Origin of the sequence: Indolivaga capnocytophagoides, from assembly GCF_036511535.1 — a bacterium.
Classification (GTDB): domain Bacteria; phylum Bacteroidota; class Bacteroidia; order Bacteroidales; family Dysgonomonadaceae; genus Dysgonomonas_A; species Dysgonomonas_A capnocytophagoides.
In genome coordinates, this window is the sequence record NZ_AP028867.1 from 216204 (window position 1) to 233569 (window position 17366).

The 17366-nt window shown below is 34.7% G+C and carries 12 protein-coding genes; 6 read left to right on the forward strand and 6 right to left on the reverse strand.

The features are described from left to right. The first annotated feature begins 15 nt into the window (after positions 1–15). Together AABJ51_RS01045 and AABJ51_RS01050 are read left to right on the forward strand one after the other, a co-directional pair. Positions 16–810, forward strand: coding sequence for a formate/nitrite transporter family protein (locus AABJ51_RS01045; RefSeq protein WP_338374042.1), 795 nt, complete (start codon positions 16–18; stop codon positions 808–810). A gap of 162 nt (positions 811–972) precedes the next feature. Further along, complete coding sequence (locus tag AABJ51_RS01050) at positions 973–1371, forward strand: DUF8479 domain-containing protein (RefSeq protein WP_321577234.1); 399 nt, start codon at positions 973–975, stop codon at positions 1369–1371. 318 nt (positions 1372–1689) lie between these two features. On the opposite strand, the gene AABJ51_RS01055 is transcribed toward AABJ51_RS01050, so the two are convergent. From AABJ51_RS01055 to AABJ51_RS01075, 5 genes are all read right to left on the reverse strand, one after another. Beyond that, the gene (locus AABJ51_RS01055; RefSeq protein ID WP_166786330.1) at positions 1690–1863 is read right to left on the reverse strand and encodes a hypothetical protein; all 174 of its coding nucleotides are present in this window, start codon (positions 1861–1863) and stop codon (positions 1690–1692) included. Positions 1864–1954: 91 nt separating this feature from the next. Further along, positions 1955–2386, reverse strand: a complete 432-nt coding sequence (locus AABJ51_RS01060; protein WP_338374043.1) for a DUF2147 domain-containing protein — start codon at positions 2384–2386, stop codon at positions 1955–1957. Between the two features lie 120 nt (positions 2387–2506). Next, positions 2507–3148, reverse strand: a complete 642-nt coding sequence (locus AABJ51_RS01065; RefSeq protein ID WP_338374044.1) for a hypothetical protein — start codon at positions 3146–3148, stop codon at positions 2507–2509. A gap of 6 nt (positions 3149–3154) precedes the next feature. Then, entirely contained in the window at positions 3155–4129 is a 975-nt protein-coding gene (locus AABJ51_RS01070) for a hypothetical protein (RefSeq protein WP_338374045.1), read from the reverse strand. A gap of 226 nt (positions 4130–4355) precedes the next feature. After that, positions 4356–4691: a hypothetical protein gene (locus AABJ51_RS01075; protein ID WP_026627074.1), complete on the reverse strand. Its 336-nt coding sequence runs from the start codon at positions 4689–4691 to the stop codon at positions 4356–4358. Between the two features lie 265 nt (positions 4692–4956). Here AABJ51_RS01075 and AABJ51_RS01080 point away from each other — a divergent pair, with 265 nt between their 5' ends. Next, on the forward strand, positions 4957–7329 hold the full coding sequence (locus tag AABJ51_RS01080; protein WP_338374046.1) for an ATP-binding response regulator: 2373 nt from the start codon (positions 4957–4959) through the stop codon (positions 7327–7329). Here AABJ51_RS01080 and AABJ51_RS01085 read toward each other — a convergent pair. After that, on the reverse strand, positions 7326–8639 hold the full coding sequence (locus tag AABJ51_RS01085) for a sigma-54-dependent transcriptional regulator (RefSeq protein ID WP_338374047.1): 1314 nt from the start codon (positions 8637–8639) through the stop codon (positions 7326–7328). The two genes, AABJ51_RS01080 and AABJ51_RS01085, sit on opposite strands and share 4 nt — an antisense overlap. 614 nt (positions 8640–9253) lie before the next feature. Here AABJ51_RS01085 and AABJ51_RS01090 point away from each other — a divergent pair. The 3 genes from AABJ51_RS01090 to AABJ51_RS01100 all read left to right on the forward strand — a co-directional run bounded on the left by AABJ51_RS01090 (position 9254) and on the right by AABJ51_RS01100 (position 17362). Further along, on the forward strand, positions 9254–13330 hold the full coding sequence (locus AABJ51_RS01090) for a hybrid sensor histidine kinase/response regulator transcription factor (protein WP_338374049.1): 4077 nt from the start codon (positions 9254–9256) through the stop codon (positions 13328–13330). A 120-nt stretch (positions 13331–13450) separates the two neighbouring features. Then, positions 13451–14341, forward strand: a complete 891-nt coding sequence (locus AABJ51_RS01095; protein WP_338374050.1) for an AraC family transcriptional regulator — start codon at positions 13451–13453, stop codon at positions 14339–14341. Between the two features lie 141 nt (positions 14342–14482). Beyond that, on the forward strand, positions 14483–17362 hold the full coding sequence (locus tag AABJ51_RS01100; RefSeq protein WP_338374051.1) for a DUF8487 domain-containing protein: 2880 nt from the start codon (positions 14483–14485) through the stop codon (positions 17360–17362). The last annotated feature ends 4 nt before the right edge of the window (positions 17363–17366 follow it).

Here is a 17366-nt window from a genome sequence, read left to right on the forward strand (position 1 = left end):
TTAACGTACAGCATTATGGCTAATTATTATAGTCCGAAAGAGATAACTCACAATTTTGCTTCATCTGCCGCATATAAGCGAGGCTTATCATTACCTCGTTTTATTACTATTGCAATATTGGGAGGGGCGTTTATTGCTTTCGGCGGTATGCTTTCAATTATGGTTGCCGGTGGTATCCCGGGGATAGGGGCGGGTAATCCCGGACTGGTCAAATTTATTGCCGGAGCATTATTTCCTGTTGGTCTGATCATGGTGTCTATAACAGGTGCAGATCTATTTACCAGTAATTGCGCAGCGTTTACATATAAATACCTAGGGAAAGAAATCAGACTGCATGTGTTTTTCAAATACTTGTTGTTGTCTTATATCTTCAATTTTATAGGAACGCAGATTGTGGCGTTTCTTCTTTCATTCGAAGTAGGATTACTGGATAAAGAGCCCTGGCAGTCTTATTTATTTCATTATACAGAAGCTAAAGTCAATCAGGATTTTATAAAAATATTACTAAAAGGTATTGGTGCAAATTGGCTGGTGTGTCTGGGTATGTTCATGGGATATTCCGCAAAAGATATTACAGGCAAATGTATTGCGATATGGATTCCTGTAATGCTTTTTGTCACTCTTGGATATGAGCATTCTATTGCAAATATGTTTTTTATTCCTGCTGCGATATATGCCGGTGCTGATATTGCATGGACCGATTTTTTTATTCAAAATCTTATTCCGGCTACTTTAGGTAATTTTATTGGTGGTGCTGTATTTGTCGGCTGTGCATATACTTATCTGTACTTAAGGCCTGAAAAGGTATGAGGAAAGCAATGATATTAAGGAATCAGTTTTTTATTACAGATTTAAAGTCGACAATAGGATGTAGTTTGTCGACAAAGGAGCTTGTTTCGTCTCAATAAATAAAACCATAGTGGATAGTTTATACTTTTAAAATCTAAAAATATAAATTTAAAAAATTGAAGTATGAAAAAACTAATTAAATCTACACTTAGTATTATTGCGATTTTATCTATTAGTCTATTGTTTGCGACTAGTTGTAAAGATGCAGCAGTAACAAAATACTTAGAATTATCCGCGGAACAGGTAAATGCAACATGTCCGCTTGATATGGGTAATGGAATTTCTTTGGAGAGTTGTAAAGTTATAGGGAATAAGACTCTCGAAATGACGTATCAATTAAAAGATGGCGTAAATAGGGAACTTATTGATGATTCTATGAAATCTACTTTTGTGAAAAGCTTGAAACAATCTCCTGAATTCGATAAAATAGAAGAATTTGGTATTGAATATAATTATGTGTTTTATGATAGCAAAAAAGAAATAATCAATAAAATGACGATAGGACCAGATGATTATAAATAAATCGTGTTCTATTAATATAAAAGGTTGACCGAATATGCTTTTGAAGCTTTCCAGAAAGATGCCATTTTAGGATCAGTCTACCTTAGAAAGTAATATCTTATTTATTGATATAAGATTATAGTTTACATCTTTTATTTATTGATTTTTCTTATAAGTATGTTGTAAAACATATTTTTGTTATATATTTGTACTGTGTTTTTCATGGTATTAGATTTAAGGTTAACAATGAAGATTGGTTGTCGTGATGACAACCTTTTCTTTTTTTGTATAAACTCAATTAATAACATAATCCCTGAAAAACGAAATACACTACTAAGTTTAAAACATTATAATCAATTTCCAACTTACACTTTTGTTTCCATGCATCGGCATTTTGTTTCCTCTAGAGACTGATAATGTCACAGTTTCGGGTGTTCCCATAGCTTTCCAAACACCACTTTTAGGACATTTCTCTCCAGTACGGGCTGTCATCCCAAGACGGGGCTTCATCATAATTATATTCTATTTTTTTATTATAAGCACAAAAATACAATAATTTAAAGAAAAAGGGCTAAACTGTATCATTTAGCCCTTTCCGATTCTTTTATTCTATTCTGGTCCAAGTTTGCGATCGTCCAAAAGCTGAGATACCTACATATCCCCGGACTTTAAGTTTATCCTTGTTTTCAAGGGAAATAGTACATTTATACAATTTACCAGAAGACGGATCAAGTATTTCTCCATCAGAATACTCTTTACCATTTTTCTTTAAGCCTTTTATGATAGTCAATCCCTTTAGAGGTTTATCTTTATCCAGACCAGAACATTTGGTGCATTTGTCATTCTTTTTCTCAGGATTAAGTATCTCTATTATTTTACCATATACTTTGCTGTCTTTTTCGTAAATTTCAACGACTGATTTGGCATCACCAGTTTTATCATCAAATGTTTTCCATTTACCGATAACACTTTGTGCAGAAACAGTCATCAAACAAAACAAAGAAGCGAGAAAGATGAATATTTTCTTTTTTTTCATATTAGAATGTTTTTTTATTACTAAAATCGGTCAAATGTAATGAAAAAGCAATAAGAAATATCAATAACCATCTTTTTTGAGTAAAGAATCAGTAATTGGAATTAAATAATCTAATTTGTATCAGTCTTGTTCGAAAGATCGTAAAGTACCGTCTTCATTAAATTCGATAGAATAGCGTGAACGCTCATTCGATAAACTTCTCGGATACCAGGTAACTTTATTCCGATAAGTAGTTGCATAAACAGTCCGGTTGGTTGATTTGCTACCTATCTCCTGCATCTTGGTAACCATTGCCTTATATGTATTATTTGCATTAACAAAAGGGATTTGGCTCAGATTTACAATATTACCTGTTACGTCATCGGATTTGGATAATACAACAGGCTCAGGATCTTTCCATATTCCATCATCATAAGAGTAGCTGTCAACATAGTTCGGATTATCCGGATTCTGAATCTTCAATGAGATACGATAATCAGTATAAAAGTGAATAGTCTGATATATCCTTATCTCTTTTCCTTTTAGCTCAGGCCTGTTTCTTAATAAATTTTCAGCTTCTTGGAGTGATTCTCGGTCAGCCATAAAGTCCAGGTCTTTATTCTTTCTGGATATTTCGGATACTTGAGAAATACTATTATTATCTGCTATTTCTTTTGAATTTCCATCCAACGTATCATGAATAGATCTCGTAAGTTTATGGCACGAAAGTAAGCCGATAGATGCAGCGAGCAATAAAGTGTAGGTTATTGTATTTTGTTTCATTATATATTAAATAGAATTTATATCTTCTTCGAACATAATAGAATCGGGGTTTTTCTTATCATAAAATATTTCCTTTTCTGTTTCAAGCTTAACAGAGCCGACGTCTACAAGAGAGACTATTTTTCGAATCTTTGTGCGACGCATATTACCTGTATGATCTGTAAATTCGATATTAAATTGTATTTCAGGCTGTTCATTTATATATGTTCCGGTCTGTTCTGCCCGAATTATCTTTGCATAAGCTTTCAAACCTCTGAATTTTAAAATGATAGATTCTTTTCCTATATTCAGTTTTTTGAAAATCAAGAATCTGAATATCAGATAAAATATACCTGAAAAGAAAATAAGAAAGCCTGCTGAGCTAATTAAAGGATGCGAAAACGAAAGAAAACGCCATCCGTAACCTGCATTTTCGAGATCATAAGAGTAATCGTAGTAATACAATACACCTGAAAGAAAAACAATCCAGACAATATATGGGATAAGGTTAATTTTTGTTCGGATATCTTCGAGGACAAAGAACGGTGACCTTTTTAAATTTTCATCGACTCTTAAATACAGAGTTTTTCCCATCTCAAAGCGCTTTTCTTGAGGTCTGGAGTCGTTTATATCTATTTTTTGCCAGACTCTTTCGCCCTCCAGATTATCAAATTCAAGTGAGATTGTCTTCAACTCTATTTTTTTATTAAACGATTTTAGAGGTCTTACTTCAATAATTCGGGCAGGCAGCCTCACTCCGTTTCTTATAATTTGACTTATGTTTTTTTGTTTAATGAAAGAATATTTCATAAGTAAATAAAAACTAAAACCAAAAATGAAAGACCACAGAGCAACGCTTAGAGCCAGATACACGAATGATTCTTTCGGATCAACTCTGCTTAAATTGACATTGCGAAAATCTGTACCATAATAAATTATAGCTGGATGAACAAAAATAAAATAGAAGAAAAGCAGTATCCAGAAATATTTAAAAATTTTCATTATTTCAATTTATATATGAAGATTTTAAAATTCAAAGGTAAAGGTAGCTAATATGAGCTATTCCTATTTCAATGATCTAATATTAATACTTACACCTTGAACAATTAGTTTATAAAAAAGGTTCTGATAGATAGCCGGATTCAAGCTATCTCTACAAAAAGATAAGGAAATACTTCACAGCATTTCCTTATCTCCTCTAAAGTTGTCTGATGTATGAAAGATTTATTTATTCGGCAGAGGATTCTACATACTCCTTACCTTCATCATCAAGGATAACAACCTTAGTACTTTGATCAGATTTTGACGATAAAGTCACTTTCGTTAACTTCTTCTCTGCATTATATGCAAGAGCAGTAACGTCAGAAGACTCCACATATCCCCTAATAGTGGTTTGCACCTTTTCATTTAGATCTGCAAATTTCACATCTGTGTATCCGTCATCTGTAGCCTGACCAATAGCAACAACAGCATTATTCTCACCTAACACACTATTTACACTTCCAAAAGCTGATGTTCCACAAACTATCGCAATGGCCAACATCATTGTTTTTACTGTTTTCATCGTTTCTAAATTTTAAATTATTACAAACTAAAATATGGTATACAAACTCTGTCACATAAAAGAATACACAATAGTCATACCAAAAGAAAATGTAAATAATGGTTGTTTGTCAATTGCTTTATAATAAACTGTTTATGTCAATTGTCTATTATTCTGCAGTTGTAGAGTTGTGGAATTTTTCCACAGTCGTGACTGTAGAAAACCAAATGAATGTTTTCTTTGTTTGTCTTATATCATACGACTCAAAAAAGAAATACTAATAATAATGTCGGAAACTCTCGAAAAAAACATACGGGTAAAAGCCATATTAATCTATATAATAGTCGCTATTATTTGTGGAGGAATGATTATCTACATCTATAGATTAAGAGATGATATAGATGATCAGAAAAAAAACATAGAACAGTACCACAGGGAACTTTCATATACTAATAAGCTAATAAGGGTAGTAAACACTTCTCAGTCTGAAGTAAACTTATACATATCAACAAAGAGAACAAAACATTATAATCGATTCAAAGAGAATATACTTATAGTGGAGCAACTTATTGATTCTTTACAAAATATAAACCCTTCACAAAATGAAAAATTGCAACAAATCAATGCTCTTTTAATAAAAAAAGGTAAGGTTGTAGCGAATCTGAACAAACAATTCGGTAATAAGAATCCGATAGAATCCATTAATGATTTTTTAGAAAATGTAGATCCTGTTATTAAGAGAGACACTGTACTGGTTACATCAACAATGCAGGATACAATAATATATCCTGCCCAGAAAAAAGGATTCTGGAAAAAATTATCAGGATTGTTTTCGTCCGGAAAAGAAGCTGATACGATCACTACAATTGCGACCTCTAAATTAGATACACTGACAATACCCAAAAGCGATACGCTTCAAATGGTATCAGAAGTCAGCGAAATCGCAGAAAAAGCAAAAGAAGATTACGTTCAGAGAATAATATCTATTGAAAAGAATCTGAATAGTTTGGTTGTTTCAGATCAGGCTATATCATCGGAGATTACAACCTTACTTATCGAATTATATAGTCAGACTGTGCAGAAAAGACTTGATGAAATACAGCAAAGCGAGCAACTAATCAGGCAGAATAATACCTACTCGATTGTAAGCAGTATTGTTTCTCTAATCTTAATATTCATCTTTATTCTACTCATTATAAGTGATGTCAATAAAGGTTACAAACTCCGAAAGAATATCGAGCAGGCAAATACAAAGATTAAGCAGCTTATGGAGAGCCGCCATAAATTATTACTGTCCGTCTCTCATGATATAAAAACCCCGCTTAATTCGATCCTTGGAGTTCTCGAACTTAAAGAGACCGAAAAAGAACTGCAATCACAGGAGATACGTATAATAAAGGACTCTGGAAAACATATACTTAGTCTGCTTAATAATCTACTGGAGTTCTCGAGTATAGAACAAGGTAAGTCAAATATATCCAGCAGAAGTTTTAACCTGTATGACTTATGCAATGAAACGGTTGAAATGTTCATACCTCTTACCCGAAAGAAGAATCTTGCATTACTGTATTCTTTCGATATAAACAGGGCATTAGAAATAAACTCCGATCCCCTAAAGATCAAGCAAATACTAATAAATATTCTATCTAATTCAGTAAAATACACTATTGAGGGATCAATTCGTTTCGAAGTTAAATATTCAAATAATAAATTATACTGCAATATTCAGGATTCAGGCGTAGGATTTACTAAAGACCAATCCGATAATATATTTAAAGCATTCAGTAGAGTTGATGAAAACTCTCACTTATCCGAAGGGTCAGGTCTGGGATTATTTGTAGTAAAAGGTTTAGTTGATCTATTGGAAGGAAATATTAAAGTTACTTCCCAGCAGGGAAAAGGAACCAGCACAGAAATAATAATCCCGGCACAAGAATCCCTGATCAAAAAGGAGTTCCAGCCTATTAATATACTTGTGATAGATGATGATATTCCTTATCTGACGATTATCTGTAATATGTTGTCCAAATTAGGACACACAACCGACAGCTGTAATAATATTAAAGATTTTGAGGCGATAATACCATTCATTAATAAATATGACAACGTGATTACTGATATGGAAATGGTACAGTTTACGGGTATAGATGTTCTGCGGGATATTCTACAAAGCGGAACCGATATTCCGGTGACCATAATTACAGCGCGAGAAGATATTTCGGAACAAGAACTAAAAAGAATAGGATTCAGTTCCTATCTGAAAAAACCGGTATCAATAGATGATTTAAAACATCTATTTGGAGGAAAAGACAACTTGCCCCTCAATTATGATAACTTATACAGTTTGCTGAGTGATGATAAGAATGCGCTGCATGAAGTTTTGATATCCTTTATTGATTCTACAACCGAAAATATAGAAAAGCTTAGAAACGCAGTTTTTAACGGTAACTTTGAAATGGCTCAGTTTGCAGGACATAAAATGTTGACGATGTTTAAGCAAATCGGAGCAACTGATAAAATTGATATTTTAACGAAGATAGATTCAATACGGTTTCAGAGGATAAAGTCATATGCTCATTGGGAAGACGATGTTCTGGAAGTGATAGAATACGCAGAACAAATAATATCTCAGGTAAAAATGTATTTGAAAACCAATTAGATCTTCATCCCATATTGGTGCATCTTATTATAAAGTGTTTTACGATCTATATTTAGCAAAATGGCAGCTTTGCTTTTATTACCTTTAGTTATTTTCAGTGCTTTTTCTATTTGCTCCCGTTCATCCGGAATGTCTAATGATACCTTTTCCATTTGTAATGGAACCCGCATAAAATCGGGCAAAAGATCAGGTGTAATTTCCGTCCCTTTCGTGAAGAGAACTGTCCGGCGTATAACATTCTTCAATTCACGTAAGTTTCCCGGCCAATGATACTCTTTCAGAATAGATATACTTTCAGGTGAGAAGCGTTCCACATTTCGTTCTAATTCTTTATTGGCATCGGCCAGAAAACTATTTACAAAAAGTAAGATATCATCACTTCGTTCCCGTAAAGGGGGTATTTGAAGAGTAAATTCATTTAACCGATGATACAAATCTTCACGAAAACGTCCATCCAGAATCGCAGCCTCTAAATTTTCATTAGTAGCAACAATCATTCTCACATCGACTTTTATATCTGTAGCCGATCCAACAGGGCGAACTTTCAGCTCTTGTATTGCCCGTAATAATTGTACTTGCACATCGTAAGATAAGTTTCCAACCTCATCTAAAAAAACAGTACCTCCTTCTGCTTGCTCAAAAACTCCTTTTTTATCAGCAATGGCAGATGTGAAAGCCCCTTTTAGATGGCCGAATAATTCACTTGGAGCCAAATCTTTTGATAAACTACCGCAATCGACAGCTATAAACGGAGCATTCTTTCTTCGGCTGTGATCGTGGATCAATTTTGCAGCAGATTCCTTACCTGTTCCACTTTCGCCTCTTATCAATACCGAAAGATGTGTTGGTGCAACCAGTTTTATATGGTCATACATTTGCTTAGACCGTTCACTTGTTCCGTATACTATATTTGTTGTGGTAAAGTCTTTTTTAGGTAAAGTCGGAGCTTTTTGCTTTAAAGCATCGTCTATCTTAGATTTAAATATCTCGGGATTCAGGGGCTTTTCGATATAATCATAGGCTCCCAGTTTTATTGAAGCCACAGCACTCTGAACGTCCCCGTATCCTGTAATGATAATCACTGGAGCATTAATTCCCTTTTCTTTTATCCAGGTCAGCAACATTATACCATCTCCATCAGGAAGTTTTAAATCTGTAATAATCAGTTTAAAATCAGCTGACGAAAGCTCTTTTTTCGCTTCATATACAGTCGGACAGACTAGCACATCGAACCCATTCTTACTAAACCATTTTTTAAGAATTATGCCAAACGTACTATCATCCTCTATAATTAAAACTTTGAACCCCATTAGATATTGATATAGATATTCTATTTCAAAATTATTCGTTTTTTCACGTAATAGAAAAGGTTTTATTTTTAATTAACGAACTGATCTACTCTTTTAGGATTCTGGCTATACTCTTAACAAATCAGATCCGAATTGTTCTTATGTTTGAATGATTCTTAATCCATAAATAAAGCAATCATCACAATAATTATTAATCCGAGAAGAAACGCAATAATACATACGTCTTTACGATTTTTTTTTAATCTCATTGGTTGTAAAGTTTGTGTTTTTCAAATATATATAAAATATTAATAAATAATATGAATTATCCTCCGAATTGAAGTATATAGATTCTGAGATTACCGACAACATTATAAGGGTATTACTGAATTAAGATAGAATTAAGATTTTCATGTTGGGTAGTAGATAGTACTCGGTATTAAAAAAGTAGAAAGGCGGAAGATAATACCAATGAGTTCAAACTATATATATTGTTCTTGTCTTCATAAATGTATTTGATATTTTGAGTAACTTACGGCATTGTTGATTGTTATTATTTCATACAAGACTATAATTATATACTTTTGATAAGTCGTTTTCCTTAAAATTGAAGAACATCATTGATAACCGTGGTCATGAAGAAAAAAATACTATGTATAGTAGTCTTATTATTTGTGTTTTCTGATTTTATTTATACAAAAATTCCACAATATCAGTATCCTAAAAAGATAGGCACACAACAAGGTCTGGCCAGTACAAAGGTAAATTCTATTGTGCAGGATCATAAAGGCATCATCTGGATTGGAACGGAAGATGGGTTGAATAAATACGATGGGTATCATTTTTCGAGATATAAGCGAATTGACGGGGATATATTTTCTCTATCTAATAATAATGTAAAGTCGGTTTTCTCGGATTCAGAAGGTAATCTTTGGGTTGGTACGATGATGGGATTACAGTGCTACAATCGGCAGAAAGATCATTTTACACAGGTAACTTTGGGACAATCCAAAGAAATGATGATCAAAAACTCGTTTCTCCGGATTGTAGAAGATTCAAAAAAAAATGTCTGGTTCAGCATCTATAATCTGGGTGTTCTGAAATATTCGCTTATAAATCAGAATAGTATCTTGTATAAATCGTTATCCGATGGGGGAAAGATTTCAAGTAAATCTGTTAGGGATATTATGGAAGATAGAGATGGGAATATTTGGTTTACCTCTTTCGATCAGGGTATAACTATTTACAATCCTAAACAAGATTCGTTTAGGTATCTTAATACCGCAAATAAGAGTTTACCTACCAATTCTATATTAAGGGTCTGCGAATTGAAGAATGGAAATATTGCTTTAGCTACATTAGGAATGGGCTTATATATACTTAATCCGAAAGATTATTCTTTCACAAAGACAAATTTAGAAGTGACCACCTTTGCTGTGGAGCAAATGAAAGATGGGACAGTTGTAATAGGAACAGAAGGTAAAGGGTTATATTATATTGATCCATCAGATAACAAAGTTTTAAAACATCCGGCTATTTCATCTCTCATGAGTGATATTAATAGTAGTAAGATGCACTGTATACTCGAAGATTTTTATGGAAATCTTTGGGTTGGGATGTATAACGACGGGATTTGTTACCTGCCAAAGGAACCCGACGGTTTTGTCAATTATAAACGTAGTTTCGACAATTCAAATTCGTTAAGCTATGGTCAAATTGCCGGTATTACTAAAGATAATAAAGGTAACATCTGGTTTGCGACGGATGGGGGAGGATTAAATATGCTTAACCTTTTTACCGGCAAATATACACATTACCGGCATGATGCATCTGATAGTAAGTCTTTACCGGATGATGCTGTTGTTTCAGTATTTAAAGACAGTAAAGGGATTATTTGGGCTGGAACTTACATCGGTGGATTATGCCGTTTTGATAATACATCCGGCAAATTTGTGTCGTATCAGCATATCGACGGTAAAAATTCGGTTTCTGATAATTATGTGAAGTGTATTGTCGAAGATGATAAGCATAACTTGTGGCTTGGTACCGATGGCGGAGGTATCAGCTATTTTGACAGGGAGACTGAAACTTTCACGAACTATTCAGCGGCCGATAATGAAGGACTTGTATTAGATAATGTAACATGTTTGTTTCTTCAGAACGACCGTACATTGTGGGTGGGTACTCATGCCGGTATTTGTCGGCTGGATATTGCTTCGGGAAAATTTAGAGGTTATGGAAATGGAACATCTGTTGATAATCTTACTATTTATAGTATAAATCAAGATAAAGATGGTACAATCTGGCTAGGTACAACTTCAGGATTGTATAGATATAATCCGCAGACCGATAGTTTTCAGAGTTATAGTTTATCCGAACGTTTTCGCGATCTTGTGATAAATAGTATTGTACCATACAAGGATCAACTTTGGCTAAGTACAAATGAAGGTATTATTTGTTATGCCCCGAAGTTACAGGAAATACAGTATTTCTTGAGCAATAATGATTTGGGTGGTACAAATTTTATTCGCTCATCTTATTATATTAGTCCCGATAGAGAAATTTTTTTTGGTGCGGGAGACGGTTGTTATGCGTTTCACCCTGATAAATTGAATTTAGGAAAAGGATATGCTCCGAATGTGTACATTACTAATCTTGAAATATTTAATGAACCAATATTTGTAGGAAAACCTTATAAAAAACATATTATATTACAGAATGCTTTGGAGTATACAGAAGCTATTACTCTCCGATATTCCGAAAATAGTTTCACTTTACGTTTTGCGTCTCCTGATATCAAATACCCGTCTTCAGTTTATTATATGTGCTTTATGGAAGGGGTTGACAAGCAATGGGTTGCATATCCTCATACGCAACAGAGTGTCTCTTATGCCAATTTATCCCCGGGTAAATATATTTTTCATGTTTATGCCAGTAATATTTCTAACCAGAAAGACAAGAATGTAACGACATTATTGATTGAAGTTTTACCTCCTTTTTGGTTGACATGGTGGGCAAAAGCTGGTTATGTAATGTTGGGATTATTGGCTTTAGGTGGTATTATGTGGATTAGTTATGTGCGAATGAAAGACAAAAATGAACTCGAAATGGAACGGTTGAGGGCTAAAGAGCAAGAAGAATTGTCGCGCAACAAGATGCAGTTTTTTACGAATATCAGTCATGAGTTTCGAACTCCATTGACTCTTATTATTGCGCCTTTACAAGAGATACATCAGTCCGAAACAGATAAAGAACGTGCACATATATTGAAAATGATGCTGCGTAATGCAAATCGCCTGTTAAGGTTAATTAATCAGATATTAGACTTGAGGAAAGCTGAAAACAATAAGATAGAAATAAAGGTGCGTCCTATAAATCTGATTGGATTTGTTCAGGATTTTATAGGGATTTTTTCAGATGTGGTTCATCGTAAAAATATTTCACTTTCTCTTGACTACAATAGTAAGGATATAGAGGTGTGGTATGATCCGGATTTACTTGAGAAATGTCTATATAATCTGTTATCGAACGGGATAAAGTACACTGAAGATAGTGGTAAGATACATATATCTATTTATAAGAAGCCTGATAACAATGTCATTTTATCAATTACTGATAATGGTAGCGGAATCGATAAAACAGAACAGCCCTATTTATTTGATCGTTTTTATCAAGGAGAATATTCTAAAGGAGAGGGAACCGGAATCGGTCTGCATCTGGTTAAGACAATCGTAGAATTGCATCATGGATCTGTATCTGTTGATAGTGAACTCGGAAAAGGCAGCTGTTTTATGATTCGAATTCTTGCCGGACATGATCATTTCAATCCGGATGAATGTAACCCGATTGAATGGACTCCCTCTGATATAGAGCGGGAACAGGTGAAATCCGAAAATATAGCAGATGAGGATATGCTGAAAGAAGAGTCGTTAGACACAAAGAGTAAACCTCTGATTTTATTAGTGGAAGATGAGGTGGATATGCGTATGTATATCCGTCACGAATTACAAGATCAATATCAGATAGAAGATGTAACCAATGGACGAGAAGCATTGGCGAAGCTCAGGGCGATACATCCCGATCTAATTATAACGGATGTTATGATGCCTGAGATGGATGGTATTGAGTTTACTCGTATTGTGAAGGAGAATATCGATACATGTCATGTTCCGGTTATCTTGCTTACTGCAAATGGGGAGATTGAACAAAAACTCGAAGGTCTGGAAACCGGAGCGGATAGTTATATCGTAAAGCCTTTTCGTTTGGATTATTTGAAGATACGAGTAAAGAAATTATTGGATATTAGGAAAAAAATGCAGGAACGGTTTATAAGGATGATAAATCTCGAACCGCATGAGCTTGATGTTACTAATGCCGATGAAGTATTGTTGCAAAATAGTATCAGTTATATACGGGATAATATATCAAAAACAGATCTGTCAGTTGAGGAAATGGCTCGGGATCTGAATATGAGCCGTACAAATCTGCATCGCAAGATGAAAACTCTTATAGGTCAGAGTCCAGTCGAATTGATTAGATCTGTACGAATGAAGCAGGCTGCTTACTTGTTGGAAAATAGTACTTTGTCCATTTCTGAAATTGCATACGGAGTAGGTTATAACTCCTTGTCCTATTTTAGTAGCAGCTTTAACTCATATTGGGGTGTATCACCAAGCGCATACATTAAGAATAAGCAGGAAAAGAAAGAATAATGGCAGTTTAGCAATGGATTGGTACATTTCTTAAAGTTTGTGGTACAAATTTAAAAGCTTTGTTGAGGGGAACAATATAACTTCGGATGATATAATGTTAACCATATAATCTTATATTTTATGAGTTCAAGTTTAGCTGCTATAACAGAAGTTACCCCATTGTCAGAAAAAGATTGCTTTTATATCGCAGACAGGCATAAATCCGAATTTACATATCCTATTCATTCTCATGCCGAATTCGAATTGAACTTTGTCGCCAATGCAAGAGGTGTAAAACGAATCGTTGGTGATTCTATGGAAATTATAGGAGATTATGACCTTATATTGATAGCAAGTAAGGATTTGGAGCATGTTTGGGAACAAAATATCTGTGAATCAAAAGATATAAGGGAAATAACTATTCAGTTTTCCGACGATTTATTTTTCTCCAATTTTATAGATAAGAATCAGTTTGAATCTATCCGGATTATGCTCGAAAAGGCACAACGCGGACTTTCTTTCCCGATGGCCGCAATATTGAAGGTATACCAATTATTAGACCAATTGTCTCTTCAGCATAATGGTTTTTATGCTGTAATAAATTTTCTCTCTATTCTGCATGAGCTTTCTTTGTTTACGCATGAATCGAAAGTTTTGTCAAGTTCTTCTTATGCCAAAATGGATACGTACTCTGATAGCCTTCGTTTGCAGAAGATTCAAAAATATATAAATGAGAATTATAAAGAAGAAATCAGGCTTCCCTATTTGGCTGGACTTATTGGCATGACTTCTGCCGGCTTTAGCCGCTTTTTTAAACTGAGAACGGGCAGAGGACTCTCTGATTATATAATTGATATCCGCCTTGGACAGGCTTCCCGTATGCTTCTCGATACTATGATGACTATTTCAGAAATATGCTACGAAAGCGGATTTAATAATCTTTCGAATTTTAACCGCATATTCAAAAAGAAAAAAGGATGTTCACCAAAAGAGTTTAGGGAAAACTTCAGGAAAAAGAAACAGGTTATCTGATAAGTATTATTATTGGATAATATAGTACTGCTTATATTGAGTATACATGCCTATTTTTGTAGCAGGTCTTTCTGTATATAGAATTGTGTAGACTCAGAACCTTTCAAAGTTTATTGTTTAATGTTTGCTTTTGGCTAAGAAATGAAAAAATACAACCTAATATTTTTGTTGGTACTTTGCATTGTCTGTGTTTCCTGTAATCAGGATAAAAAATTATATGTACGTGACCGAATTGATTTGCAGGGAAGATGGGAATTTAGAATCGATTCTTTAAACGAGGGTGTTAAAGATCGTTGGTATATTCAGAATTTTTCTGATTCTGTGAGTTTGCCGGGAACTTTGGATACCAATAAAAAAGGTATCTTAAATACAAAAATGGACGAAACAACCCATTTGTCTCGAGAATATGTCTATACAGGGAAGGTCTGGTATAAGAGGTCGGTTAAAATACCGGATGGGTGGGATGCAAAGAATATCCGAATGGTACTTGAGCGTACAAAACCTACAAAATTATGGGTTGATGGTAAAGAGATAGGAGCAAACGATAATGTTTCGACAAGCCAGATATATGACCTCTCTGCATATTTATCTCCCGGAGCCCATGATATTGCAATTATGGTTGATAATGGAGAGTCCGTACCTCCTCAGATAATATCTAATTCACATGCTTATACCGAATCGACGCAAACGAATTGGAATGGTATTATCGGAGACATGTATTTGGAGGCAGCCAATACATTTCATATAAAAGATGTTCAGGTATATCCGGATGCAAAGAACAAAACAGTATTGGTTAAAATCAAATTTTCAGATCCGCAAAATATACAAAATGCAGAAATAGAACTAGCTGGTCAGGTATGGAATTCAGTCGAGAAAAGGACGGTTGAGCCCTTGAAGCAAGCTTTGGACTTGTCTAAGAATGAAGTAGACATAGTATATAATCTAGGGAAAGATGCTCTGTTATGGAGTGAATTTCATCCGGCTTTATATCGTTTGGATATTACATTAGCCGGAGATAAAATTTTTGATTCCCAATCGGTGAACTTCGGACTTCGTGATTTTACAACAAAAGGTACTCAGTTTTCAGTCAATGGTAATATTACATTCCTCCGAGGAAAGCACGATGCTTGTGTATTTCCTTTGACTGCTCATGTTGCAATGGATGTTGAAACATGGCGTAAATATTTTCAGACAGCTAAGCAATATGGTATTAATCATTATAGGTTCCATTCGTGGTGTCCGCCAAAAGCATGTTTCGAAGCTGCCGATATAGAAGGTATATATCTTCAGCCGGAGTTGCCGTTTTGGGGTACTATGGATAAAAATGACGGCAGGCTGATTTCATTCCTGTCCAAAGAAGGTATAAATATTCAAAATGAATTTGGTAATCATGCGTCTTTTGTAATGTTTGCTTTGGGTAACGAACTTTTTGGAGATCAGGAGGCTATGGATGATTTGATCAGTACTTTCAGGTCGATAGACAGCAATAGGCACTTATATGCTTTCGGAGCCAATAATTTCTTAGGATATAAGGGGCAAATTCCGGATGAAGACTTTCTGGTGACATGTCGTATCGGAGGTGCAAGTGATGATGCTCCTTTTAGTACACATGTTCGAGGATCATTCTCTTTTGCCGATGCGTATGATGGAGGATATATTAATCATTCCTATCCAAACTCGGAGATGAATTTCATAAAAGCAATCGAAGGATGTACCGTCCCGGTTATTAGTCATGAAACCGGTCAGTTTCAGGTCTATCCTGATTATAAAGAAATGAAAAAATACACAGGGGTACTCAAGCCTCGCAATTTTGAGGTGTTTAAGAAGAGATTGGAAAATGCTGGTATGCTCGATCAGGCTGATGACTTTTTCAAAGCATCCGGAAAATGGGCGGTACAGCTTTATAAGGCTGATATTGAAATGGATCTGAGGACTCCCGGTTTTGGAGGTTTTCAGTTACTCGATTTACAGGATTATCCGGGACAAGGATCTGCTTTTGTGGGTGTTTTGGATGCTTTTATGGATAATAAAGGGCTAGTGACTCCCGAAGAATGGAGAGAGTTTAGTGCTCCTGTAGTTCCTCTGTTTATAACTGAAAAATTTTGTTGGTCTAGCAATGAGTCTCTCAAAGGAATCGTGAAAGTGGCCAACTACTCTGAAAGCTCTCTGAAAGGGAAAAAAATACAATGGAGTTTAAATAGTGAAAAAGGACAGAGTCTGCAAGAAGGTTCTATTGATATATCTTCTGATAAACAGGGGCTCTTAGATTTAGGTGAGATCCGAGCAAAGTTATCTTTTGCTTCAATTGCTCAAAAAGTAATACTAAGTCTACGTATCTCAGATACAGAGTATAAGAATACATATCCTTTATGGATTTATCCCGAAAAAGCAGATGTTGATATTCCGGATGATATTGTCGTGACTACAAAGCTAGATGTAGCTGTAATCAGTAGACTGAAACAGGGAGGACGGGTTTTGTGGTTTCCTGATCGGAAAGAATATGTGGGTTCTACGGTAGGTGGTTTATTTCAGACTGACTACTGGAATTACCGTATGTTTAAAACTATCTGCGAAAATATTCATAAACCCGTATCTCCCGGTACATTAGGAATATTGACAAATCCGAAGCATCCGATTTTTAAAGATTTTCCTACCGAGTTTCATACTAGTTGGCAATGGTTTCCGATTATCAAAAACAGTTATCCATTAATTATGGATAAAATGCCGGCGACATATCGGCCGATAGTGCAGGTTATAGATAATGTGGAGAGAAATCATAAACTCGGGCTGGTTTTTGAATTTAAGGTAGAAAAAGGAAGTTTACTGATTTGCATGTCTGATTTAAAGGCCGCGATGGATAAACCAGAGGTGAGACAATTGTATTACTCTATGATTAATTATATGAAGTCAGGAGCTTTTAATCCACAATCAAAACTAGATATAAGCTCTTTGAATAAATTATTTAGCCCTGTGACACCTTCAGCTAAAATAGATTTATTGAAAAATATCTCATACCATTAATGAA